Source organism: Mucilaginibacter sp. McL0603 (assembly GCF_049992945.1).
In the GTDB taxonomy this organism is placed as follows: domain Bacteria; phylum Bacteroidota; class Bacteroidia; order Sphingobacteriales; family Sphingobacteriaceae; genus Mucilaginibacter.
Window position 1 is genome coordinate 541,771 of record NZ_CP188251.1, and the last position, 20,464, is coordinate 562,234.

General features: G+C 41.8%; 24 protein-coding genes. 14 read left to right on the forward strand and 10 right to left on the reverse strand.

Annotation, left to right across the window (positions count from 1 at the left end):
• Nucleotides 1-17: 17 nt before the first annotated feature.
• From ACPPVU_RS02660 to ACPPVU_RS02670, 3 genes are all read left to right on the forward strand, one after another.
• Nucleotides 18-377 (forward strand): hypothetical protein, encoded by a 360-nt coding sequence (locus ACPPVU_RS02660; protein WP_426670148.1) that lies wholly within the window; start codon nt 18-20, stop codon nt 375-377.
• 200 nt (nt 378-577) lie between these two features.
• Nucleotides 578-1,465 carry a dienelactone hydrolase family protein gene (locus ACPPVU_RS02665; protein ID WP_426670149.1) on the forward strand — a complete coding sequence of 296 codons (888 nt, stop codon included), beginning with the start codon at nt 578-580 and terminating at the stop codon, nt 1,463-1,465.
• 31 nt (nt 1,466-1,496) lie between these two features.
• On the forward strand, nt 1,497-2,276 hold the full coding sequence (locus ACPPVU_RS02670; RefSeq protein WP_426670150.1) for an HAD family hydrolase: 780 nt from the start codon (nt 1,497-1,499) through the stop codon (nt 2,274-2,276).
• 69 nt (nt 2,277-2,345) lie between these two features.
• On the opposite strand, the gene ACPPVU_RS02675 is transcribed toward ACPPVU_RS02670, so the two are convergent.
• Nucleotides 2,346-3,563 (reverse strand): IS4 family transposase, encoded by a 1,218-nt coding sequence (locus ACPPVU_RS02675; RefSeq protein WP_426672240.1) that lies wholly within the window; start codon nt 3,561-3,563, stop codon nt 2,346-2,348.
• Nucleotides 3,564-4,018: 455 nt separating this feature from the next.
• Nucleotides 4,019-5,137, reverse strand: a complete 1,119-nt coding sequence (locus tag ACPPVU_RS02680; RefSeq protein ID WP_426670151.1) for a deoxyribonuclease II family protein — start codon at nt 5,135-5,137, stop codon at nt 4,019-4,021.
• A gap of 462 nt (nt 5,138-5,599) precedes the next feature.
• Between ACPPVU_RS02680 and ACPPVU_RS02685 the strand changes: the two genes are divergently transcribed.
• From ACPPVU_RS02685 to ACPPVU_RS02695, 3 genes are all read left to right on the forward strand, one after another.
• Entirely contained in the window at nt 5,600-6,163 is a 564-nt protein-coding gene (locus ACPPVU_RS02685) for a DUF4468 domain-containing protein (protein WP_426670152.1), read from the forward strand.
• Between the two features lie 208 nt (nt 6,164-6,371).
• The gene (locus ACPPVU_RS02690; protein WP_426670153.1) at nt 6,372-6,932 is read left to right on the forward strand and encodes an REP-associated tyrosine transposase; all 561 of its coding nucleotides are present in this window, start codon (nt 6,372-6,374) and stop codon (nt 6,930-6,932) included.
• 187 nt (nt 6,933-7,119) lie between these two features.
• On the forward strand, nt 7,120-7,689 hold the full coding sequence (locus tag ACPPVU_RS02695) for a hypothetical protein (protein WP_426670154.1): 570 nt from the start codon (nt 7,120-7,122) through the stop codon (nt 7,687-7,689).
• Here ACPPVU_RS02695 and ACPPVU_RS02700 read toward each other — a convergent pair.
• Nucleotides 7,676-7,996, reverse strand: a complete 321-nt coding sequence (locus ACPPVU_RS02700; RefSeq protein WP_426670155.1) for a hypothetical protein — start codon at nt 7,994-7,996, stop codon at nt 7,676-7,678. The two genes, ACPPVU_RS02695 and ACPPVU_RS02700, sit on opposite strands and share 14 nt — an antisense overlap.
• Before the next feature lie 40 nt (nt 7,997-8,036).
• Between ACPPVU_RS02700 and ACPPVU_RS02705 the strand changes: the two genes are divergently transcribed.
• On the forward strand, nt 8,037-8,498 hold the full coding sequence (locus tag ACPPVU_RS02705; protein ID WP_426670156.1) for an SRPBCC family protein: 462 nt from the start codon (nt 8,037-8,039) through the stop codon (nt 8,496-8,498).
• A 142-nt stretch (nt 8,499-8,640) separates the two neighbouring features.
• Here the strand turns inward: ACPPVU_RS02705 and xth are convergent, their stop codons facing one another.
• Genes xth through ACPPVU_RS02725 form a run of 4 tightly spaced genes read right to left on the reverse strand, consistent with a single transcriptional unit; the run spans nt 8,641 to nt 11,233 of the window.
• The gene (xth, locus tag ACPPVU_RS02710) at nt 8,641-9,411 is read right to left on the reverse strand and encodes an exodeoxyribonuclease III (RefSeq protein WP_426670157.1); all 771 of its coding nucleotides are present in this window, start codon (nt 9,409-9,411) and stop codon (nt 8,641-8,643) included.
• Nucleotides 9,412-9,441: 30 nt separating this feature from the next.
• The gene (locus ACPPVU_RS02715; protein ID WP_426670158.1) at nt 9,442-10,119 is read right to left on the reverse strand and encodes a GNAT family N-acetyltransferase; all 678 of its coding nucleotides are present in this window, start codon (nt 10,117-10,119) and stop codon (nt 9,442-9,444) included.
• 36 nt (nt 10,120-10,155) lie between these two features.
• Nucleotides 10,156-10,875 (reverse strand): DNA repair protein RecO, encoded by a 720-nt coding sequence (recO, locus tag ACPPVU_RS02720; RefSeq protein WP_426670159.1) that lies wholly within the window; start codon nt 10,873-10,875, stop codon nt 10,156-10,158.
• Nucleotides 10,865-11,233, reverse strand: a complete 369-nt coding sequence (locus tag ACPPVU_RS02725; RefSeq protein ID WP_426670160.1) for a diacylglycerol kinase family protein — start codon at nt 11,231-11,233, stop codon at nt 10,865-10,867. Before ACPPVU_RS02725 ends, recO begins: the two co-directional genes overlap by 11 nt.
• 138 nt (nt 11,234-11,371) lie before the next feature.
• Here ACPPVU_RS02725 and ACPPVU_RS02730 point away from each other — a divergent pair, with 138 nt between their 5' ends.
• Nucleotides 11,372-12,148 carry an SDR family oxidoreductase gene (locus ACPPVU_RS02730; RefSeq protein WP_426670161.1) on the forward strand — a complete coding sequence of 259 codons (777 nt, stop codon included), beginning with the start codon at nt 11,372-11,374 and terminating at the stop codon, nt 12,146-12,148.
• 14 nt (nt 12,149-12,162) lie between these two features.
• Here ACPPVU_RS02730 and ACPPVU_RS02735 read toward each other — a convergent pair whose 3' ends face one another.
• Nucleotides 12,163-12,348 (reverse strand): hypothetical protein, encoded by a 186-nt coding sequence (locus ACPPVU_RS02735; protein WP_426670162.1) that lies wholly within the window; start codon nt 12,346-12,348, stop codon nt 12,163-12,165.
• Nucleotide 12,349: 1 nt separating this feature from the next.
• The gene (locus ACPPVU_RS02740) at nt 12,350-12,580 is read right to left on the reverse strand and encodes a hypothetical protein (protein ID WP_426670163.1); all 231 of its coding nucleotides are present in this window, start codon (nt 12,578-12,580) and stop codon (nt 12,350-12,352) included.
• Nucleotides 12,581-12,653: 73 nt separating this feature from the next.
• On the opposite strand from ACPPVU_RS02740, the gene ileS reads away from it, so the two are divergent.
• The 3 genes from ileS to ACPPVU_RS02755 are packed head-to-tail and all read left to right on the forward strand — an operon-like array spanning nt 12,654 to nt 17,044.
• Nucleotides 12,654-16,052, forward strand: coding sequence for an isoleucine--tRNA ligase (ileS, locus tag ACPPVU_RS02745; protein ID WP_426672241.1), 3,399 nt, complete (start codon nt 12,654-12,656; stop codon nt 16,050-16,052).
• Complete coding sequence (locus ACPPVU_RS02750) at nt 16,053-16,439, forward strand: TraR/DksA family transcriptional regulator (protein WP_426670164.1); 387 nt, start codon at nt 16,053-16,055, stop codon at nt 16,437-16,439.
• On the forward strand, nt 16,439-17,044 hold the full coding sequence (locus ACPPVU_RS02755) for a lipoprotein signal peptidase (protein ID WP_426670165.1): 606 nt from the start codon (nt 16,439-16,441) through the stop codon (nt 17,042-17,044). The genes ACPPVU_RS02750 and ACPPVU_RS02755 overlap by 1 nt, the downstream gene beginning before the upstream one ends.
• Nucleotides 17,045-17,431: 387 nt before the next feature.
• Here ACPPVU_RS02755 and ACPPVU_RS02760 read toward each other — a convergent pair whose 3' ends face one another.
• Entirely contained in the window at nt 17,432-19,051 is a 1,620-nt protein-coding gene (locus tag ACPPVU_RS02760; protein ID WP_426670166.1) for a M28 family metallopeptidase, read from the reverse strand.
• 139 nt (nt 19,052-19,190) lie between these two features.
• Here ACPPVU_RS02760 and ACPPVU_RS02765 point away from each other — a divergent pair, with 139 nt between their 5' ends.
• The 3 genes from ACPPVU_RS02765 (at nt 19,191) to ACPPVU_RS02775 (ending at nt 20,452) form a co-directional block, all read left to right on the forward strand.
• Nucleotides 19,191-19,460 (forward strand): SIMPL domain-containing protein, encoded by a 270-nt coding sequence (locus ACPPVU_RS02765; RefSeq protein ID WP_426670167.1) that lies wholly within the window; start codon nt 19,191-19,193, stop codon nt 19,458-19,460.
• Between the two features lie 35 nt (nt 19,461-19,495).
• Nucleotides 19,496-19,882, forward strand: a complete 387-nt coding sequence (locus ACPPVU_RS02770; protein WP_426670168.1) for an SIMPL domain-containing protein — start codon at nt 19,496-19,498, stop codon at nt 19,880-19,882.
• Nucleotides 19,883-20,029: 147 nt separating this feature from the next.
• A complete protein-coding gene (locus ACPPVU_RS02775; protein ID WP_426670169.1) occupies nt 20,030-20,452 on the forward strand; it encodes a hypothetical protein in 423 nt (140 codons plus the stop codon).
• Nucleotides 20,453-20,464: the final 12 nt, after the last annotated feature.

Sequence of the window (20,464 nt, forward strand, 5' to 3'; positions counted from 1 at the left end):
TATTATATAAATATGCTATGGATAATCTCAGGCATTTATCCGCATTTCCCATCATCAAGACTTCGCACGCTTTAATGCTGTTTGATCATTTTATAACTGAATTGCAAAAGATCGGGCCTGTTAACATTCACCCGCACAAAACAATGATCAGTATTGCAAATACGCATAAAGGGGTGGCTTATGTAACGCAAGCAGGCAAAGCCTTTATTCATATTGTGTTCCCTTTTAAACGGCGATATGATGATAACCTTTGTTTTAATCGAATACAGGAGGTGCCCGGGAGGAATACTGTATATCATCATTTCAGGATGCTGTATAAGGAAGATGTAAATGATGAGATACGTGAGTTTATGCGGATAGCCTATCAAGGTTGCTAACCATTTCAGCCTTCAACCGCTTTTATTAATTAAAAAGTTCAAATCTTTTTGACTTGAGGCTTTTGACCTACTTAATGTAACCGGATGATAGTTATCCGCTTAGGAAGAAAATTTCTCTAAACTTTATGCGTAACCAGACTGTTACGATTTGATAAGCAGGCAATTGCCATGAATTATTATATTTGAGTAAACCTTTAATTATGAGCCAGATCAATAAAGAAGACGTCAAGCAGGAAGTGTTTGACCTGTATGATGATTACGCGCACAACCGATTGGACCGCCGCGCATTTGTACAAAAGTTATCGCTTTACGCTGTCGGCGGTTTAACCGTACCCGCGTTAATGAGTTTTCTGATGCCTGATTACCAGGGCAACGTACAGATAAAAGCGGACGATCCGCGTTTGAAATCAGAATATATTAAATATGACTCTCCAAAAGGGGGCGGTTCGATCAAAGGTTTGCTGTCGGAACCTAAAGATAATAAAAAGAAACTGGGCGGTATTATCGTTGTCCATGAGAACAGGGGCCTGAACCCTTATATAGAAGATGTGGCCAGAAGGGCCGCACTGGCAGGTTTTATTACCCTGGCGCCCGATGCGCTGACACCACTGGGCGGCTACCCCGGCAATGATGACAAGGGCCGTGAAATGCAGTCACAAAGAAAGCCCGCCGAAATGCTGGAAGATTTTATCGCTGCATTCGAGTACCTGAAGCAAAACAAAGATTGCAACGGTAAGGTGGGCGTGGTGGGCTTTTGCTTTGGCGGTGGTATCGCTAATCAAATGGCTGTCCGTCTTCCTGATCTTGCTGCTGCGGTTCCTTTTTATGGTGCACAACCACCTGCTGAAGATGTGCCGAAGATCCAGGCTCCTTTGATGTTGCAATATGCCTCACTGGATACCCGTATCACCGGCGGGTGGCCTGCCTACGAAGCTGCGTTAAAAGCAAATGGCAAAAAATATCAGGCGTTTATTTATGAAAACGCAAATCACGGCTTCCACAACGATACAACACCCCGTTATGATAAAGCTGCTGCAGAACTAGCCTGGAGCAGGACTATTGATTTTTTTAAGGAGAATTTGAAATAGGGCGTCAATATTGCGGAATAACGGGTTGCGAATGTTCGACAGATTAAAAAGCCGTCATGCCGATTATTTCGGCATCTCATGTGACATTTCTTGCTTAGTCTGCGGTTTGCCGGTAGCAGACCTGTCTGCCTCACACCATTCAAATGAGATGTCGCCTAAAACTGCTCAAGCAACGCATGATCATGTACTTTGCACTATATTTGCAGCGATGGATATTTCAAAGCTGGATCAGCTAACGAACCTGAGCGCAGGGTTCAAAGCTTACTTATATGATTGTGACGGTACGCTGGCTGATAACATGGGCGCGCATAAGGACACCTATATTAAAGTGGCGGCAAGTAAAGGGCATGTCATCGAAGGTGATATCATTGACGAGCTGGCCGGGTGGCCGGTAATAAAGGTGATTGAAGAGATCAATAAGAAATATCAAACCAGCTTCGACCCACAGGAATTTAAGGATTTAAAATATAAATTGTTCCTGGAGGAATACATCGAGCATACTTTACCTGTGGCTCACGTAGTTAATCATCTTAAGGCGCACGCAGGGCAAATAAAAATTGGTGTCGTGTCAGGCAGTGGCAGGGTAGCAGTGGAAAAGACATTACGGGTGCTTGGTATAGATCATCTGGTTGAGGTGATGGTTTGTGCCGGGGAAACACAGAACGGCAAACCATTTCCCGATCCTTTCCTTAAAGCTGCAGAACTATTGAATGTTGATCCGGCCAATTGCCTGGTCTTTGAAGATGGGGAGGCCGGCACCATAGCTGCAGAGGCGGCCGGTATGAAGTGGGTTCGTATTGATCAGTTATAATCATGGGTCTTTTGACTCCGCCTGTTCAGGTATGTCCGCCTGTTCAAGCGACACGTCATAGTCGTTAACCTAAGGATTAAAGATATTATTGACTATAGCAAAAGCAGCCTTTTTCCCTTTTTTAGGCTCGATCAGCAGGCTTTTAATATTAAATAAGAAGACCTTGCACCAGTCTGCAAATTGCAATTTCCCGATAACGGCCATTCTTAATGCGTAGCCGCATTTCCTGGCTTGTTTGAAGAACTTCCACATAGAGCAAGCATAGTCGGATGAGTGGTGGCGGATAAAGGCGTCAATGCATCGGAATACCTTCCAGTTTATCAATATCCAAATAAATTTAGCAATCAGGCGGCACTCTAATCGTTCCTTTTTAACAGCTTTAACTTTGTGTATATTAAGCAAGGATTTCCACGTTTTAAAAACCAGTTCAATTTGCCACCTTAAACGATACAGCTGAATAATCTCGGCTGCCTTCAGCATTTCCTCTGAGGTATTGGTAATAAACAAACTAAACCTGCAGCGCTGTTTATATTCATCAGTAAGGTGATACCCAACGCTTTTTGCGCGGATTTGTGCTTTGCGTATCCGTTCAGCCCAAACTTCTTCGGGTACCGCTACAGCGGTCAGCCGACAGTTAAATGCATTCTGACCTGTTCCAATGGTAATCATTGTTTCTAAATGGACGCTTCTGGTTTGTTGTATTTTTTCGTAAAGTGATACCCAGTTGATCGCTTTTCCTGTATCGCATAAAACAGGATTCCATAACGGATGCAACCTGTTTATAAAAAAAGCTTTTTCTTTTACAATTTTAACCAGGTAGGCATGTGATACATAGCCCAGGTCCCGTATATATAAATCACCTTCGCGGATATGCTCTAAGGTTCTTTTTGTATAAGCCAGATCATTTTCAGTAGCTTTGGTTAATTCCAGACCTTCCCAGTTCCCATGCTTGAGGTCAAAGGCATATTGTATATTCATAAGGGACTTGGCATGGTTGCCTGAGTAAGCCGGATAATCTTTCTCGAATTTTTGCGGCAGGGCGAACTTACATGAATCGGCAATCATTACCCTGCTGAAAGGCTGCCAGTTGTTCTCCCCGGCGACTCCCAGTTTCGAAGCCATTTGTTCCGCTAAAACTGATTTTAGAAAATCAAGGCTTCTGCCGTTAAATCGCTTGTGTAAAGCTACTTTACTCAAAGATTTTTGATGTTGTTGCGCCAAATCATCACAACAATTCTGTAAACTCAACTGATGGTGATCAAGGTCGTTGAATAACATTGTATCAATAAACTCTTCTGGCTAAGCTTGGACGTTCTTTGTAAAAAACCCGTTTCGCGAGCTATTTTGTAAAGTTTTGATGGATCAAGGGTTGTACCAATACTGGCTTGTAATGTGTTTGCATGATCTGCAATAAATCGGCCCTGATTGAAAATAAAAGGAGCTTTTCCCCTAAAAAACAATTGCCATTTTTAAAAAAAATGCTATATTTATATAAGAAAAAGGCGGTAAAATGTCTGGAAAACAACCGCCTTTTTTATCAAAATAAAATTAAACAAATATGGGAAAATCTAAGTGGTTTTGCCCATCGGCGAAGCCCCCTGCTTATAACATCCCCCAAAAAACTTTCTTAGGTTAATGGCTAAGGCGACACGTTTGAACAGGCGGAGGAGGGAAAAAAACGAATGCCTCACTGTTATTGAGGCATTCGTTTTTTAAATCAGCCCTTTCACACTCCTGCCGGTTTAGTTATCGGTGGCAGGTTTTTTTGGAGGGGCTTCTGAGTGAGGGTGATGCGTTTGCTGGAGCAGATCGTGAGCCTCGGTTCTGGAATGTCCTGGTGGCGCTAACAGAAGGCCTGATTTCGACAGCGCCAACCACAGTATATTATTTTGAAAGGCAATCGTACCGCCTCCCCGCTTTCTTTGCGAGATCATGCGATTAATGTCGCCGACACAAACCCAGCGGTTGTGCAGGGTGACGCCCCATTTGGCATGATCATGGGTTTCCGGCCAGGCCCAATGCGCTCCCATCGGGCCCAGGTTGACATACTTTATGTCGAAAGTTTTGTGAATGCCATCTCTGTCGGCAATGGGCGGAATAGGACCGCGGATCCATGTTTCATCGTCCATATCGTCCTTTAGTTCAGGCCCGACCAGGTCGTTCCAAAAATCACCATTCCACTCTTTATTCTTAGCTATTATCTTGAACGGCATCCCGTCTTTAGAGGTCAATTCGATCGTATCGGCCGCTGCGGCCGGAGGGGCGGTTAACGGTTGTGTCAGCTTATAAATATCGTCCGTTGTAGGCAGGTCTGCAGTATTTGTAAAATAGATTTGCGGTTCCTGGTGGGTTGTCATCTGTGCAGCAATTTTTCTAATTGTTTCAATATCCAGAGAAACACACAAATAGGTTTGCCCATATTTGGGAGTTGGGTCAGTCGGTGCACCGGGATCGGCAAATTTTGGCCAGGAATGAAGCAGCCAAAAACCAGTCTTTGATACTGTATCAAATGCAAGCACACCTTTGGTATGTCCTTTATGGCCGTCGTCCGAACGTTCAACGCTGGCCGGCATCTCATCATTATAAAGGATCCACCCGGTTGTTGGCGGCGGGTTTTTAAAATTATCAAATACCGAGTCCAATGTGTGGTTAAGCGCCCCCTTACCTCCATTGAGAACAAATGGCGATTTAGCGATGTTCCTTTGCCGCGTATCGGGGTTTGCATCGATTGTTGAGTCATAGTAAACATATTCATAACCGGTGGCGCTGTCAGTCCCTGACCCGGCGTTGAGTTGCGGGACTTTGTAAATAAACCACCAGTCAACCGGCTGGCCGTCCTCGTTAAGTGCAGAGATTTCCATGATTTTTTTGATTTAAATTGCAAGTTTTTTGTGTACCTAAACTAATAAGATTATGGGCGAGTTTGCACCGTGATTTAACGGTATTTCCATGGCTAAATCACGGTATTTTCGGCCGTAAATTTAAGCCCCCGCTGCCAGGTGAAGGAGTATCAGTATTCCATTAAAATTATAGATTTTCTAAATCAAAAGCCTGCCCAGGTTCTGATTAGACATTTTTGTAATAAATTCCATTATCAGTTGCCAGGAAGAGGGTGCCTTTGAATTCACGAATAGCTGATGACAATGACCACAAAAATAAATTAGCACAAACATATTGTTAGCGGACTTGTCGGTCATCAAATTCTAACTACAGCGACACGCTTGAACAGGCGGAGGATTTTTTTTAAAAGGCTTTTGAAGAATGTGCGATTCTAAAAAGCAATTATTACTTTTGGTGCCTGGTAGCCTAACCTTATCATAAGCATGAAGACACCTCTACTTCTAATATTATTTTTACTAATAGCCAAATTTGGATTTGCCCAGACGGATACGCTGAACATGCCATTGCATAATGGCAAGCTGGAATATACAGGTACTATTACTTTGGCCAATAAACCCCGTTTCCAATTGGATACTACTGCAAAAGGTTGGTTTGACCGCTACTTTAAATATAAGCAACTTACTGATTCGGATATAAACAGTAGTGTTTTGGCTAAAGGGGCATTGCAATTCAGGATGACTACAACATCATTGGCTTTGGTGAAATACACATTTTTTCTTTGCATGGATATTCAGATCGACTGTAAAGAAAACAGCTATACCTACAAGATATCTAATATTTACTTCACTCCAAAAAATGCGTTTTTCAGAAAGGTTATTATTCACGAGAACAGCCCTGAGTTTTTGATCGATCTGTATAATAAAAAACACATGGGCTTTGCCTATTCAATTAACCTTGGAAGAAAGAAAGTGCGGGAATATCTTACGCGAACAAATGATACCATCTTAGCTTGTATAGCATCGCTAAATCAATCCATGGTAAAGTGAATCCATTTGCCTTTATCAATTTATTACCGGATTTATATTTTACTGGCCGGTCCTCCGCTGCTATCACTAACTCGAAAGAAATTGGACACCCCCGTCCCTGGCGCAAGAATGAGGGGCCGGGCAGTGTGTAAAAAGCTTCTTGTGCCTATCTTACAGGTACCAATTCGATATATAGAACTTATAATTTTTAGCTTTACTTTGATGCGGCATGAGTACCAAATATAAATTCGGAAATCAGGATCAGCTTTATTTCGTAAGCTTTGCTGTTATTAACTGGATAGATCTGTTTATCAGAAACGAATACAAACAAATTATGCTGGATAGCTGGAAACATTGTCAGCTAAACAAAGGCCTGGAAATATATGGATGGTGTATGATGACGAGTCATATTCATATGGTTATAGGAAGCAACCAAAATAAACTGGAAGATATTATGCGCGATATGAAAAGGCATACTTCTGAAAGATTAAAAGACGCAATTAAATCAAACCCACAGGAAAGCCGCAGAGAATGGATGCTTTGGATGATGGAGCGGGCTGGGCGGAAAAACAGCAACAATGTAAACTTTCAACTATGGCAGCAGGATAACCATCCTATTGAGCTTTATGATAATAAAATACTGCATCAAAAATTGGATTATATCCATAACAACCCGGTAGAAGCTGGTTTTGTTGAGAAGCCTGAAGATTATTTGTATAGCAGCGCACGGGATTATTACGGGCTGCCGGGGCTTTTAGACATATTATTGGCCGATCCTTTGGTGGTTTGAAAGCTGATAGGTCTGGAAGAAAGTCACAAGTACCCTGACGCGCTTTTCCCACCCGGATACTTGCGCCAGAGTGGGGATATAAACGTTGCACAACATCTAATAGACTATAATATCCGCCTTAATAATACGAACACCATTATTTTTAAAATTTTTGATCAAAGTAACAACACCACAATCCAATATGACAATGAAAACATTATTAACACTGAAAATGGTTTTCACTTTTAATAAAAAAGTAACCTTAACCCTGGTAATCTTTTTCTTTTTTAATTCTTTTTTATCCGCACAGTCTTTCAAAAAGATGAATCTTCCGCAATTTAAAGAAAGTCCAAAAATCGATTCATTGTTTGATATAATAATTCCTAAAAGTGACAGTAATTATGTTTACTATTCTGTGCGTTTACTTAACAATCACAGCAATTTGGAGTTGACAGTCTCGCAACTTATAAACAAAGGCGCGGATATTTATTATACGTTCATGTTGCATGAAGACATGAAATATTTTGGTTATTTTCAGTATAAAAATAAATTTATTCTAATGAACAGTGATACTAAAAAAAACGGCTTATTCAAAGTATTAAGTGATCTGAAACCATTTGTTTTTATTTTACATAACCCAGAGGTGTATGATAATCATCCAGACCTTTATTTTAATATTTATTATTATGAAGGCGGAAAATTTTTGCCCACAGGGCCAAAAATTTTAGACAGTTTTAAAAGAATACAAAATTCTAAAGATTCGCTTAAGAAATATTGAAATAACTTCCAATCTGGCGCGAGGTACTGTCATGCAGTGCAAGCCTAAGAGGTGGCGTACTCGTGATTAGGAAATCGCTTAGAAAGTCACGAGTAGCCATTGCTCGGTTGCTTTGTAATGACAGTACCTCGCGCAAGCTTAAGATTTTTAAATAGCTCCGCGTTAGTGATAGCAGCGTATACCGGCCTTCGCGCCTAATGCCCGCGCCGTATGAGCGGATAGCACGCCCGCCTCTACCGGCGGGAACGCCCAAAAGATTTGATAAAGATGATACTTCCCTGAAGGGAAGCCGGGTGCTTTTTGCCAATTTATTGCCGAATTTAGTATCCGCGTTTATTTAAAAGAAAATGATTGATCATCAATTAGCCACTCATCAAACTATCCGTAAATCAATTCGCATGGATGCGTCATTAAACGAAGTATGGGAGGCGCTTACGCAGCCTGGGCTGATGAAAAGCTGGATGTCGGATTCGGAAATTGAAATTGTTACGACCTGGGAGGTTGGCAGCCCGATGATTATACATGTGCAGGAGGTATCCTACAAAACAGCTTTTACCAATACCGGTATAGTTTTGCAATTTGTGAAGGAACGCATTTTGGAGTACAGTCATTTAAGTTCCATATCACGGCTACCCGATGAGGCCGAAAATTACACGATCATCAGGTTTACTTTACAGCGGGAGGGGGATCATACCCTGTTAGAACTGAGTTTGAGCAATTTCCCGACAGAGTCTCATTATAAGCATATCGATTTTTACTGGACCATCACACTTGATGTATTAAAGCGATTTGTGGAAGAAAGGCATTGATAAAGCGAACATCCATTTTTGGCAGTGGTGACAGTGTTTTGTCAGTAGTAGTAAAAATACAATTTATTGATTATTAGTTGTTTAATAAACGTTCACGGGCGAGTTGTCTGCTATGAACGTGAACACCTACACCACGTTAGTCCTAATCCAGTTCTATCCAAACCGGGGCATGATCGCTTGATTTTTCCCATCCGCGCACGTTGCGGTCCACCCCGGCAGCGCGGAGGCGTTTATCCAAATGCGGGCTCAGCAGGAAATGGTCTATGCGCAAACCGGCATTACGGCCATAGGCATCGCGGAAATAATCCCAGAAGGTATATATTATTTCATCCGGGTGCAGTTTGCGGATGGCGTCGGTCCAGCCCTGGTCCACCAGTTTTTTAAAAGCCGCGCGGGTTTCCGGCCTGAAGAGGGCGTCATTCACCCAGCGTTCGGGTTTGTAAACGTCAATTTCGGTTGGCATTACGTTATAGTCGCCGGTGAGTACCACGGGTTTATCTGCAGCCAGCAACCCGGCCGCATGGGCAGTAAGGCGGTCGAACCAGCCTAGTTTGTAATCAAATTTTGGTCCGGGAGCGGGATTGCCATTGGGCAGATACAGGCCGCCAATGGTAATGCCGTCGATCAATGCTTCAATGTAGCGGCTGTGCAAATCTTCGGGGTCGCCGGGGAGTACGCGGCGTAATTCCTTGATCTCGCGGTCGCGGGCGAGGATAGCAACGCCGTTCCAGCTTTTTTGCCCATGCCAGATAGCATTGTAACCGGCGTCGTTTATTGCTTTTTCGGGGAAGTTTTCCTGCGGGGCTTTTAGTTCCTGCAGGCAAACCACATCAGGCTTTGTTTCATTAAGCCAGCGGAGCAAAACGGGTAGCCGTCCGTTTACGCCATTCACATTATAGGTTGCTATTCTCATTAATCAAACTTAATAAAAAATGAAAAGCTATTAAACAAGGATCACATAAAAATAGATTTCCCTCCTGGTCGAGAACCCTAAACTTTCATAAACTTTTATCGCCCGGTCATTATCACACCGTACATGCAAAAATGGAATTTCTGATGCTGTTTTGATACGATTTATCTGATGTATCAATAATTGTTTTGCATACCCCCGGCCTAAATAATCAGGGTGTGTACAAACTGCGCTGATTTCGGCATAATTAAAAATATGCAGGCGCTGACCGGCCATGGCTACCAGTTTATCGCCATCAAAAATGCCTTGATAATGACCAAAATCTATTGTCCGGGAGGCAAATGGTCCAGGGTTGGTCAGCTTGGTAAGGGCCAGCATTTGGGGAATGTGTTCATCGGTCAAAGGGATTAATTTTAATGGTAGTTCGCTTTGCTCTGTTTGGATATCACAAACCATTTGTCTGCCCTTTATGCAGTTCAATACTTTCCAGGGAAATGGGATCTCCATTTCTACAGGTGATATGAATAACAGAACCCTGCCTTCTGGAATTAGCTCATAAAGCGTTTGAAAGTTCTCAGCTGAATTTTCCCTGAACGCTGCAAAAGGTGAAACATCCTTATCAAAATATTTCACCGGTTCGTTGCCAAAGGAAAGGTTGCTGTTACCCGAGATAAGAGCATTCCATGCAGGGTTATCCAATACGTGTTCCATCGCAGCAAACCTATAAAAAAGGCTTTAGATTAATGACTAACTCAGTACTTCTTCCAATACCTCATGCGAGCGGATATTGCCAAAACCTTCTATATGCAGGGCATAATATTCCAGTAATTTTTGTACAAGATACCGGCGTTCATCATTGCTGAACCTTAATTGATGGATATTCTCAAAACTGCTTTGCAACAGGTTATAAAAGTTTTGAGTATGCGGTGGTGAAAGATAAGAAAAGCCTTCGGGTTTATATTTGCTGAACACGCCGTTTTTCATATCGAAGTAATCAGCATTGGCGACCTGATTCGGAGAAAAACCAAGAAAGCGTGTTAATCGTGTTAAAAAAAGTAAATGGAAATTGGCTATTCCTTCTGTTTGATTGTCCAGCCATTCAATCGAATTAAAAATAAAATCGAACATATTCTCATCTGCCGACTGCTGCTTTACCGCCTTGTATAAAACCTCGTTCAGAAACAAAACAAGGCTACTTTTGATCACATCATAAGGAATGCTTTGCAGCACAGGCGAGTTCTTCAACTCAGCTATGCGTTGCACCTGGCCGGTGTTTTTATGATAAACTACCATATCCAGCAAATGCAATGGCTGCAGCATGTTGCGACTGATTTTAGCCCTCGGTTTCTTAACCGCGTTGATGATGTAAGATTGTAGTCCGAATTTCTCTGTAAACACCTGTACGATCACACTGGTTTCGCCATAATCGGTCGTTTTAAAAACTATGCCACGGGTTTTATGCAGCATGATGGATTAGGACTAACAATTTGGGAACAAAAATAATCAGGCCGATTATTAGCGCGCAAATAGCAGTGACCAATACTGCCCCTGCACTCATATCTTTTACCAAACCTGCTTTTTTATTGTATTCGGGAGATACCAGGTCGGTGAGAAATTCAATGGCAGTATTGAATAGTTCGGCGGTTAAAACCAAGCCTATGCAAAGAATGATCCATAGCCATTCATCCGGAGAAATATGCAGGGCCCACCCGCCATACACTGCAACTATAGCAGCCGCCAAATGCACTTTGAAATTAAGCTGTGTAGCTGCTGCGTGCCAAATGCCATTAAATGCGTAACCGAAGCCACGGATAAATTTTCTCATTGATTCAAAAGTAATTTAAAAATCGCAAAAAGAGCTCAGGATGACAGCGCGCATAAATTTGTTTCTCGTTCGAAATGACAATCCTCTTATATTAATTCCATAAAACCTGCCTAAATTCCGATCTCGAAATATTTACCTATGGATCTCAAACTAAAAGATAAAGTAGCCATCGTACTGGCAGCCAGTAAAGGATTAGGCAAAGCCTCCGCTTTGGCTTTATCTGCCGAAGGCGCAAAAGTGGTTATCAGTTCGCGCAATGCAGATGAATTGAATAAAACCGCTGCCGAAATACACCAACAAACCGGCAACGAAGTAATTGCTATCCCGGCGGATGTCTCAATCGCAGAACAAATGACCGCATTGATCAAAAAGACCGCAGATATTTTTGGTCGGATAGATATTCTGCTGAATAACGGCGGCGGACCTCCGTTTGACAAGTTTGAGCATTTTGATGACGAACAATGGAAAAAAGCATTTGATCTTACCATTCTCGCATTTGCGCGTACCAGTCGCGAAGTACTGCCTTATATGCAGAAAGCGGGTAGTGGTCGTATCATCAATATCATCAGCGGATCAGTAAAATCAGTATTAAACAACGCGGTACTGTCAACTTCCATGCGGATGGGTGTAGTGGGCATGGCAAAACTGATGGCGGATGAGTACGGTCCTTACCAGATCACCGTCAACAATATTGCACCAGGATTGATCCAAACCGAGCGCATAAAAGAAACATTCCCAAAAGGAATGGACCCCGAACAAGCACTAAAAGAGAAAACAAAAAACATACCTGCAGGCCGTATTGGAAAAACAGAAGAATTAGGTGCTTTGGTAGCATTTTTGGCCTCAGAACAGGCGGCTTACATTAGTGGCACTACTATACAAATAGATGGAGGGGCAACCAGGGCGATAATTTAATAGTGCCTATATTTTCATGGCTTTTTTCCTGGCTTCAAAAGCACAATTATTATCCACACGATGGATACCGCCTGCACCATAAACATGCTACCTGTTAGCAATTGCCCTCCAGGCCAGTGCATTATTTTGAACAACAAGCCTATCATCAGCATAACAAAGCTTGCCAAAAACAAAGCAATGGGATAGCGTAATTTATCCATATTAGTTAAGCGGCGGTCTGCTATTGATTTGATCAATGGTTTTTTGCTGTTTTTTGTATTGTACAAAATAGTATATCGATGCAACAAAGGCGACTATTCCTGCACCTATTGAAAATCCCTGGAAGAAATCAGCCCTCGGAAGAATTCTGACCGACGGCACAAAAGTGGTAGATAAAAATATAATAATGCATACTAAAACTACCACAAAAGCCCTTATAAACTTAATTTTCATGATGCTAAAATAACTTTTTAATAGTAAAATTCCGTATTTTTGCAACCTCTAAAAATTGAGGTGGAACATATTGATGTACAAGGAATATAAGCAGCTAAATTTATCGCAGATTGGCAAGGATGTCTTAGAGTTTTGGAAACAGCAAAACATCTTTGAGAAAAGCATTACCAGTCGCCCGGAGAACAACCCTTACACTTTTTATGAGGGACCTCCGTCGGCAAATGGTATGCCCGGTATTCACCACGTAATGGCCCGCTCTATAAAGGACATTTTTTGCCGTTACAAAACTTTAAAAGGTTACCAGGTAAAACGCAAAGGCGGCTGGGATACACATGGCCTTCCTATTGAGTTAGGTGTTGAAAAAACATTGGGTATCACCAAAGACGATATTGGCAAAAAAATTTCTATTGAAGACTATAATGCCGCCTGCCGCAAGGAGGTAATGAAATATACTGACGTTTGGAACGACCTGACCGAGAAAATGGGTTACTGGGTTGATCTGAATGATCCGTACATCACTTACAAAAACGAATACATAGAAACTCTTTGGTGGATACTAAAGGAGCTTTATAACAAGGATATGCTGTACAAGGGTTATACCGTACAACCCTATTCGCCAAAATCGGGCACAGGATTAAGTTCACATGAGTTGAACCAGCCGGGTACTTACAAAATGGTGAAGGACACTACCGTTGTGGCCCAGTTCCATTTAAAGAACGATCAGCAGCATCCCTTCATCAAAACTTTGTTTGAAAATGCTGATGAGGATACTGTAATATTAGCATGGACAACCACTCCATGGACCTTGCCATCCAACTGCGCTCTAGCAGTTGGTGAAAATATCCATTACGTTAAGATTAGCACCTTTAATCCTTATACCTATCAGCCTGTAAGTGTTGTTTTGGCTAAGGAACTGGTGAGCAAATATTTTAAGGCTGAAGGTGAAAACGCCTCATTCGAAGATTATAAAGAAGGCGATAAAGTAATTCCATGGGTTGTTAAAGCCCAATTTAAAGGATCTGATCTGCTGGGTTTGCGCTATCATCAATTGATGCCTTACGTAACCAACGATGACCTGGAAAAAAATGCTTTCCGTGTGATCCCTGCTGATTTTGTGACCACTGAGGATGGTACCGGTATCGTACATACAGCCTCTGTTTTTGGTGCGGATGACTTTAGGGCTTGTAAGGAAAATGGTGTGCCATCAGTAATGGTGATTGACGAAACCGGCAAAGAAGTACCGCTGGTAAACAAGCAAGGCCGTTTTGTTGACGAGGTAACCGACTTTGCAGGTTTATACGTTAAGGAAGAATATTATACAAAAGAGGAACGCGAAGCACCGGGTTTTAGAGCGACGGATGTAATGATCTCTATCAAGCTAAAGACAGAAAACAAAGCTTTCGACGTAAAAAAATACGAGCACAGCTATCCGCACTCCTGGCGTACAGACGAACCGATTTTATACTATCCGCTGGATAGCTGGTTTATTCGCACCACAGCTGTAAAAGACAAACTGGTTGAGCTGAACAAAACCATCAACTGGAAACCGGAATCAACCGGCACAGGTCGCTTTGGCAACTGGCTGGAAAATCTGGTGGACTGGAATCTTTCCCGTTCGCGCTATTGGGGTACACCGTTACCTATCTGGCGCGAAGAAAACGGTGGCGAGGAAAAATGTATCGGCTCGATTGCTGAAATGGAGCAGGAGATTGAAAAGTCTATTTCGGCGGGTTTTATGCCAAAAGGTTTTAAGCTGACCGACATGCACCGCCCTTATGTCGACGATGTGATATTGACTTCATCGACAGGAAAAAGAATGGTACGCGAACTGGATCTGATCGATGTTTGGTTTGATTCAGGTGCTATGCCTTATGCACAGTGGCATTTTCCTTTTGAGAATAAAGATCAATTTAAAAATGCTTACCCGGCCGATTTTATAGCCGAAGGTGTTGACCAAACCCGAGGCTGGTTCTTTACGTTGCATGCCATAGCTGTAATGCTGAGCGAAACCAGCGATGAGATCAAAGCCGTTAACAAACAGGTTGGCAACAAAGGCGTCGCCTTTAAAAATGTGGTATCGAACGGGTTGGTGCTGGATAAAAACGGCAACAAAATGTCCAAACGTTTGGGCAATGCTGTTGATCCGTTCTCCACCATTGAACAATATGGTGCTGATGCTGCCCGCTGGTATATGATCAGCAATGCATCACCATGGGATAACCTGAAATTTAATATGGAAGGGCTGGACGAAGTTCGCAGGAAATTCTTCGGTACCTTATACAATACCTATTCGTTCTTCGCGCTTTATGCCAATATTGATAAATTCAATTACAGCGAGGCAGAGATCGAACTAAGCAAACGCCCTGAGATAGATCAGTGGATCATTTCACTGCTAAATACTTTGAGCAAAGAAGTTGATGCTTTCTACGCCGACTTTGAGCCTACCAAAGCTGCACGTGCCATACAGGATTTTGTGGATGAGCATCTGAGCAACTGGTATGTACGTTTAAGCCGTCGCCGTTTCTGGAAATCTGATGACTCAGAAGATAAGCTTTCGGCCTACCAAACTTTATATACTTGCTTGGTTTCCATCAGTAAACTAATGTCGCCCATCGCGCCATTCTTTGCCGATCGTTTATACACCGACCTGAACAAGGTTACCAAAAAGGAAAAATTCGAGTCAGTGCATTTGGCTGACTTCCCGTCTTACCATAAAGAGCTGGTAAATAAAGCCCTGGAAGAAAGGATGCAAATGGCGCAGGATATATCTTCGCTGGTATTATCACTTCGTAAAAAGGTGAGTATCAATGTACGCCAGCCTTTGAGCAGGGTTTTGTTACCTATACTGAACAAAAACTTTAAGCACCAGGTTGAGCAGGTTAAAGATTTGATCCTTTCTGAAACCAATATCAAAGATATTGAGTATATTACCGATGCGTCGGGTTTCATCAAAAAGAGGGTTAAACCGAACTTTAAAGCGCTTGGTCCTAAAGTAGGCAAGGATATGAAAGCCGTTGCCGAAGCTATAACTAATATGACGCAGGATGCGTTAAACGAGTTTGAACAGACCGGCATTGCTAAGTTTGAGATCGGAAATTCATCATTCGAAATTGAATTAAGTGACGTTGAGATCATCGCAGAGGACGTTCCGGGATGGCAGGTTGCAACTTTAGGAAAACTAACTGTTGCTTTAGATGTTAACATCACCAACGAATTGAAACAGGAAGGTATCTCGCGCGAGTTGATCAACCGGATACAAAACTTACGCAAGGGAAAGGATTTTGAAGTGACTGATAAGATAAATGTTCGCCTCCGCGACCATTCTTTCATCAACGAAGCAGTAAAAAATAATTTATCATATATTTGCGCCGAAATTTTGGCTGAGAGCATACAAGTTGATAGTCAGCTAAATGAAGGCGAAACAGTACTAATTGACGAAAACGAGATTTTGATCGCTATAACAAAAATATAAATGAAACAAGAAACAGAAAAGACCAGGTACTCTGATGCGGAATTGCAAGAGTTTAAAGAGTTGTTGTTGGATAAGCTGAAGAGCGCAAAGGAAGAATTGAACTCACTGGCATCGTCATTAAGCACACCTAATGCTAATGGAACCGATGATACTGCAGGTACTTATAAGACTTTAGAAGATGGGTCTGCAACGCTGGAAAAAGAATCTATTAACCAGTTAGCTGCCCGGCAGAAAAAATTTATTGAGCAATTGGAAGCTGCGCTTGTACGCATTGAAAATAAAACTTACGGTGTTTGCCGCGAAACCGGTAAACTGATACAAAAGGAACGCTTACGCGCAGTACCGCATACTACGCTGAGCATGGAGGCCAAACTGAAGCAATATTAATGAAGGCAGCTTACACTAAACCCTTTCTTGTTGCTGCTTTTATAATTCTTGCCGACCAGATCATTAAAACCTGGGTGAGGGCTCATATGTACTTAGGTGAAGAAATTCACTTTCTGGGTAGCCGTGGCATGCTTCATTATACCGAAAACAACGGTATGGCTTTTGGGATGGAATTTGGGGGCGAGCTGGGTAAGCTGGCTTTAACCTTATTCCGCATCGGAGCAGTTGTAGCTATTGGCTATGGCCTGGTATACCTCATCAAACATAAATATCATCGCGGACTGATCATGAATGTGGCCTTGATATTTGCGGGCGCCCTCGGTAATATTGTTGATTCCACTTTTTACGGGATCATGTACCGTTATGCATCGCTTTTTCATGGACGTGTAGTGGATATGTTTTATTTCCCGCTGATATCAGGTAATTTCCCTTCATGGGTACCTGTGTGGGGTGGGCAGGATTTTATATTTTTCCGCCCGGTATTTAATTTAGCCGATGCAGCCATATCCGTGGGTGTTATCCTTATACTGATCAATCAAAAGCATTATTTTAAACACGAAACTCCTGAGTTAAGCACGCCAAATAGCGAAGTGGTTGAGGAGTGATTTTTTAATGTGCAGATGTGCAAATTACAGATGTGCAGATGAAATAGGGTTCGTGCAAATAATAAAATAAAAGAGCCGCTATAAGCGGCTCTTTTATTTTATAGATTTTACGTCCTGTCTTGAAATAGTGTAAAGTAAACACGCTTACGACGACTAAGGAAAGAAAAATATTAATCATTGGTTAATATCAAAAACACAAAAGTGCCCATACGCGCTGGAAACACATTTTTACATTGTTTTAAAAATCTGAAAATACCGTGAAAACACGGGTTGCGGGCAAGAGGTTAATTGCTGAGATTTGTAGTACCTAGTCCTTATCACAAAAAAGACAACCAGTACTAGGTGTACAGTTGTCTTTTTGTGTTTTGGTATGTCTATAGGACAAGATTACTTCCCTAAAGATTTTTCCCTTATAGCTTTAAACTCCGATCCATCTTTCCAACTGGGATAAGTTGTTTCATTACTTAGTTGATAACCTACATTGAAAAGCAGGTTTGCCACTTGTGCCATACCGCTTGCATCCATTTCAGGGCTATAATTATCAGATGCCTGGTGATAATGATGCGCCGTATAATCCTCCTGCTGTTTTTTACCCCAAGCCTCTCCATGTGCTAAACTATTATCGCCATTGTTCATATCCAGTGCGGGCACGCCAATCTTGGCAAAATTAAAATGGTCCGAACGATAATAGCTGCCTGCAATTGGGTTACGGTCGCCTACTACTATATCGCCTTCGGCATTTGCATATTTGGTCACATACTCATCCAATTCATTCTGACCTTTGCCTGTTATGGCAAAATCTTTGGTTTCGCCATAACTACCCAGGGCATCCATGTTCAGATCGGCAATAGTTTTATTTAGCGGATAAATCGGATGCGTAGCATAATATTCAGAACCTAACAAACCTTGCTCTTCAGCAGTAACCGCCAGGAATATAATAGAACGCTGAGGCTTCTCCTTTGCTTCAGAAAAAGCCTTAGCCATGCTGATCAGTGCGGCTACACCATCCGCATTATCTACGGCTCCATTATAAATGCTGTCGCCCTTGGCATCAGGCTTGCCTACGCCCAGATGGTCCCAATGTGCGGTATAAATGATGTACTCACCGGGATTGGTGCTCCCCTTTAAAGTTGCAATAACATTATGTGAGGTAGAATACTTTAGCTTATTGTGTATAGTCAAACTGGCATTTAAATTAAGCGGTATAGCTTTAAAATCTTTTTTACGGGCAAGAGCTCGCAGATCATCAGTAATACCGATCGAAGAAAACAGTTTTTTAGCAGCATCCTCAGTTATCCAGCCTTCAACTTTACAACGGCCAAGGTGTTTGTCTTTTTGCTGCAGATAGAGTTTCGCTCCCGGAAAACTGCTGGCAACTACACTCCATGGATAACTCGCTTCTTTTGTTTGGTGCACAATAATCACACCTGCAGCACCTTGTCGTGCGGCCTCATCGTATTTGTAGGTCCAGCGTCCATAATAGGTCATGGTATCGCCTTTAAAACCCGGATCATTCACCAGTACGATCACAGTTTTGCCTTTAACATCCAATCCCGCATAATCGTTATGATGATATTCCGGTGCTATAATGCCATAACCCACAAATACCAAAGGTGAATTTTTCAGTTCGACCTCATCTAACTCCTGACGTGTAGATGCTACAAAATCAGTAAGGTTATTTAATATGATTGGCGATTTACCACCGCTGATCTCCATAGTTGCTACCGGGCTGCCGGTGATCTCAACCATAGGTACTTCCTGGAAATAACTGCCGTTGTTCCCCGGCTCAAGTCCCAGTTTTTTAAATTGCTGCGAAATATAATTGATCGTTTTAGGCTCTCCTGCTGTAAACGGTTTACGGCCCAGCAGTGAATCATTAGCCAACACAGCAATATGGCTCTTAATTTCTTCAGCTGTAATGGGTTTAGCAGGTTTTTCCTGCCGGGAACATGCACTAAGCAATGCAGCGCCTAAAAATAAAAGCGGATAATAGTAAGTATTCTTCATTAATTATTGAGTTGATTACGAATGTAATGAGGTTAAAGCTAAAAGCAAAATGGTAAGCCGCTTATCATTTTTAAAACAAAGTGTTGCGATTTAACCTTTAACTTCGTCTAGAGTTATAGAAACAAAATAACACCGTATTATGAAAAAGCTATTTACCCTTGCAGCACTTATTCTATTTACTTGCAGTGCTTTTGCTCAGAATGTTGACCTGCGCCGGAAAATTGAAGTAACCGGGCTCGCCGAAAAAGAAGTGACACCAGATATCATCAATGTATCAATATCGTTACAAGAGTATCTTGATGGGAAAAAGAAAATCACCATCGATCAGTTAGAGAATCAGCTGGAAAGTGCAGTAAAGGATGCCGGGATACCTAAAGAGGATTTCACTATAAGCAATGTATCAGGCTGAATAATACCTGGCAAAAAAAGAAGAACCCCGATTTTTTGGCAAGCAAGCAATACAGCATCAGGTTTCATGACCTGGATAAATTTAACCAGATATTGAGCAAAATAGATCCTAAGGGCATACAATCTACTAATATTGACAGTTATGATTACTCAAAAATGGCCGATCTGAAGAGGGAATTAAAAATACAGGCTTTACTATCCGCCAAAGAAAAGGCTACTTATATGTTGAGCAGCATAAACGAGAAAGTTGGGAGACCTATAAGCATTACTGAATCTGATAACAGCAGTTTCCCAACACCAAGACCAATGATGTACAAAACAATGTCTGTAGGCCTAAATGCTGCTCCTCCTGAATCTGACATCGATTTTAAGCCTATAAAATTAAATTTCCAGGTACAGGCTGTTTTTGAGATACTACCGTAACTTTTTTAAATTTTGTTCGTACACAATAACCGGAGAAGGCTATTTTGCTTTGGGCGGTTGTAAACCAATTATTACCTGCTGATAAACAAGTGCTTGACAATACAATGTATAGATATTAACTTTTAAATATCCATAAATAAATTGAGCATGTTACATTTAAGGACCGAAAGAGTACTGTTGGTAGCCCCCAACATATTTTCAGTACAGCTCTTGGCCAAGCATAAGCAGATTAAACTCATCACTTCGGTGGATCGTGTTTTTCCTGCGATTTATGAATTCGCACCTCATATTATCGTATTTGATTATGATTACCTGGACAAGGATATGGAAAAATTATTGCGCCGTATCCGCACCAATTCCTATTATAACAAGATCAAAATTTGCTGCTTTAAAAGCAGTGCCGACAGAAGAATAGACAGCTTTTTAAAGATTTTGGGCGCTAACCATGTAATTTATAAAGACGAATTGAACAATCCTACGAAAGCTTCTATCAGCCACGTTAAATCGATACTTGATCCGGCCGTTACAGATATACTGATAAGTGGTAAGGAAGACGAGGAGGGGAAATAACCCTATCCCATT

Coding starts and splice junctions, on each gene's coding strand:
- ACPPVU_RS02660 (WP_426670148.1), top strand. CDS start 18: ATGGATAATCTCAGGCATTTATCCGCATTTCCCATCATCAAGACTTCG.
- ACPPVU_RS02665 (WP_426670149.1), top strand. CDS start 578: ATGAGCCAGATCAATAAAGAAGACGTCAAGCAGGAAGTGTTTGACCTG.
- ACPPVU_RS02670 (WP_426670150.1), top strand. CDS start 1,497: ATGTTCGACAGATTAAAAAGCCGTCATGCCGATTATTTCGGCATCTCA.
- ACPPVU_RS02680 (WP_426670151.1), bottom strand. CDS start 5,137: ATGGAAATCTCTGCACTTAACGAGGACGGCCAGCCGGTTGACTGGTGG.
- ACPPVU_RS02685 (WP_426670152.1), top strand. CDS start 5,600: ATGAAGACACCTCTACTTCTAATATTATTTTTACTAATAGCCAAATTT.
- ACPPVU_RS02690 (WP_426670153.1), top strand. CDS start 6,372: ATGAGTACCAAATATAAATTCGGAAATCAGGATCAGCTTTATTTCGTA.
- ACPPVU_RS02695 (WP_426670154.1), top strand. CDS start 7,120: ATGAAAACATTATTAACACTGAAAATGGTTTTCACTTTTAATAAAAAA.
- ACPPVU_RS02705 (WP_426670156.1), top strand. CDS start 8,037: ATGATTGATCATCAATTAGCCACTCATCAAACTATCCGTAAATCAATT.
- xth (WP_426670157.1), bottom strand. CDS start 9,411: ATGAGAATAGCAACCTATAATGTGAATGGCGTAAACGGACGGCTACCC.
- ACPPVU_RS02715 (WP_426670158.1), bottom strand. CDS start 10,119: ATGGAACACGTATTGGATAACCCTGCATGGAATGCTCTTATCTCGGGT.
- recO (WP_426670159.1), bottom strand. CDS start 10,875: ATGCTGCATAAAACCCGTGGCATAGTTTTTAAAACGACCGATTATGGC.
- ACPPVU_RS02725 (WP_426670160.1), bottom strand. CDS start 11,233: ATGAGAAAATTTATCCGTGGCTTCGGTTACGCATTTAATGGCATTTGG.
- ACPPVU_RS02730 (WP_426670161.1), top strand. CDS start 11,372: ATGGATCTCAAACTAAAAGATAAAGTAGCCATCGTACTGGCAGCCAGT.
- ACPPVU_RS02735 (WP_426670162.1), bottom strand. CDS start 12,348: ATGGATAAATTACGCTATCCCATTGCTTTGTTTTTGGCAAGCTTTGTT.
- ACPPVU_RS02740 (WP_426670163.1), bottom strand. CDS start 12,580: ATGAAAATTAAGTTTATAAGGGCTTTTGTGGTAGTTTTAGTATGCATT.
- ileS (WP_426672241.1), top strand. CDS start 12,654: ATGTACAAGGAATATAAGCAGCTAAATTTATCGCAGATTGGCAAGGAT.
- ACPPVU_RS02750 (WP_426670164.1), top strand. CDS start 16,053: ATGAAACAAGAAACAGAAAAGACCAGGTACTCTGATGCGGAATTGCAA.
- ACPPVU_RS02755 (WP_426670165.1), top strand. CDS start 16,439: ATGAAGGCAGCTTACACTAAACCCTTTCTTGTTGCTGCTTTTATAATT.
- ACPPVU_RS02760 (WP_426670166.1), bottom strand. CDS start 19,051: ATGAAGAATACTTACTATTATCCGCTTTTATTTTTAGGCGCTGCATTG.
- ACPPVU_RS02765 (WP_426670167.1), top strand. CDS start 19,191: ATGAAAAAGCTATTTACCCTTGCAGCACTTATTCTATTTACTTGCAGT.
- ACPPVU_RS02775 (WP_426670169.1), top strand. CDS start 20,030: ATGTTACATTTAAGGACCGAAAGAGTACTGTTGGTAGCCCCCAACATA.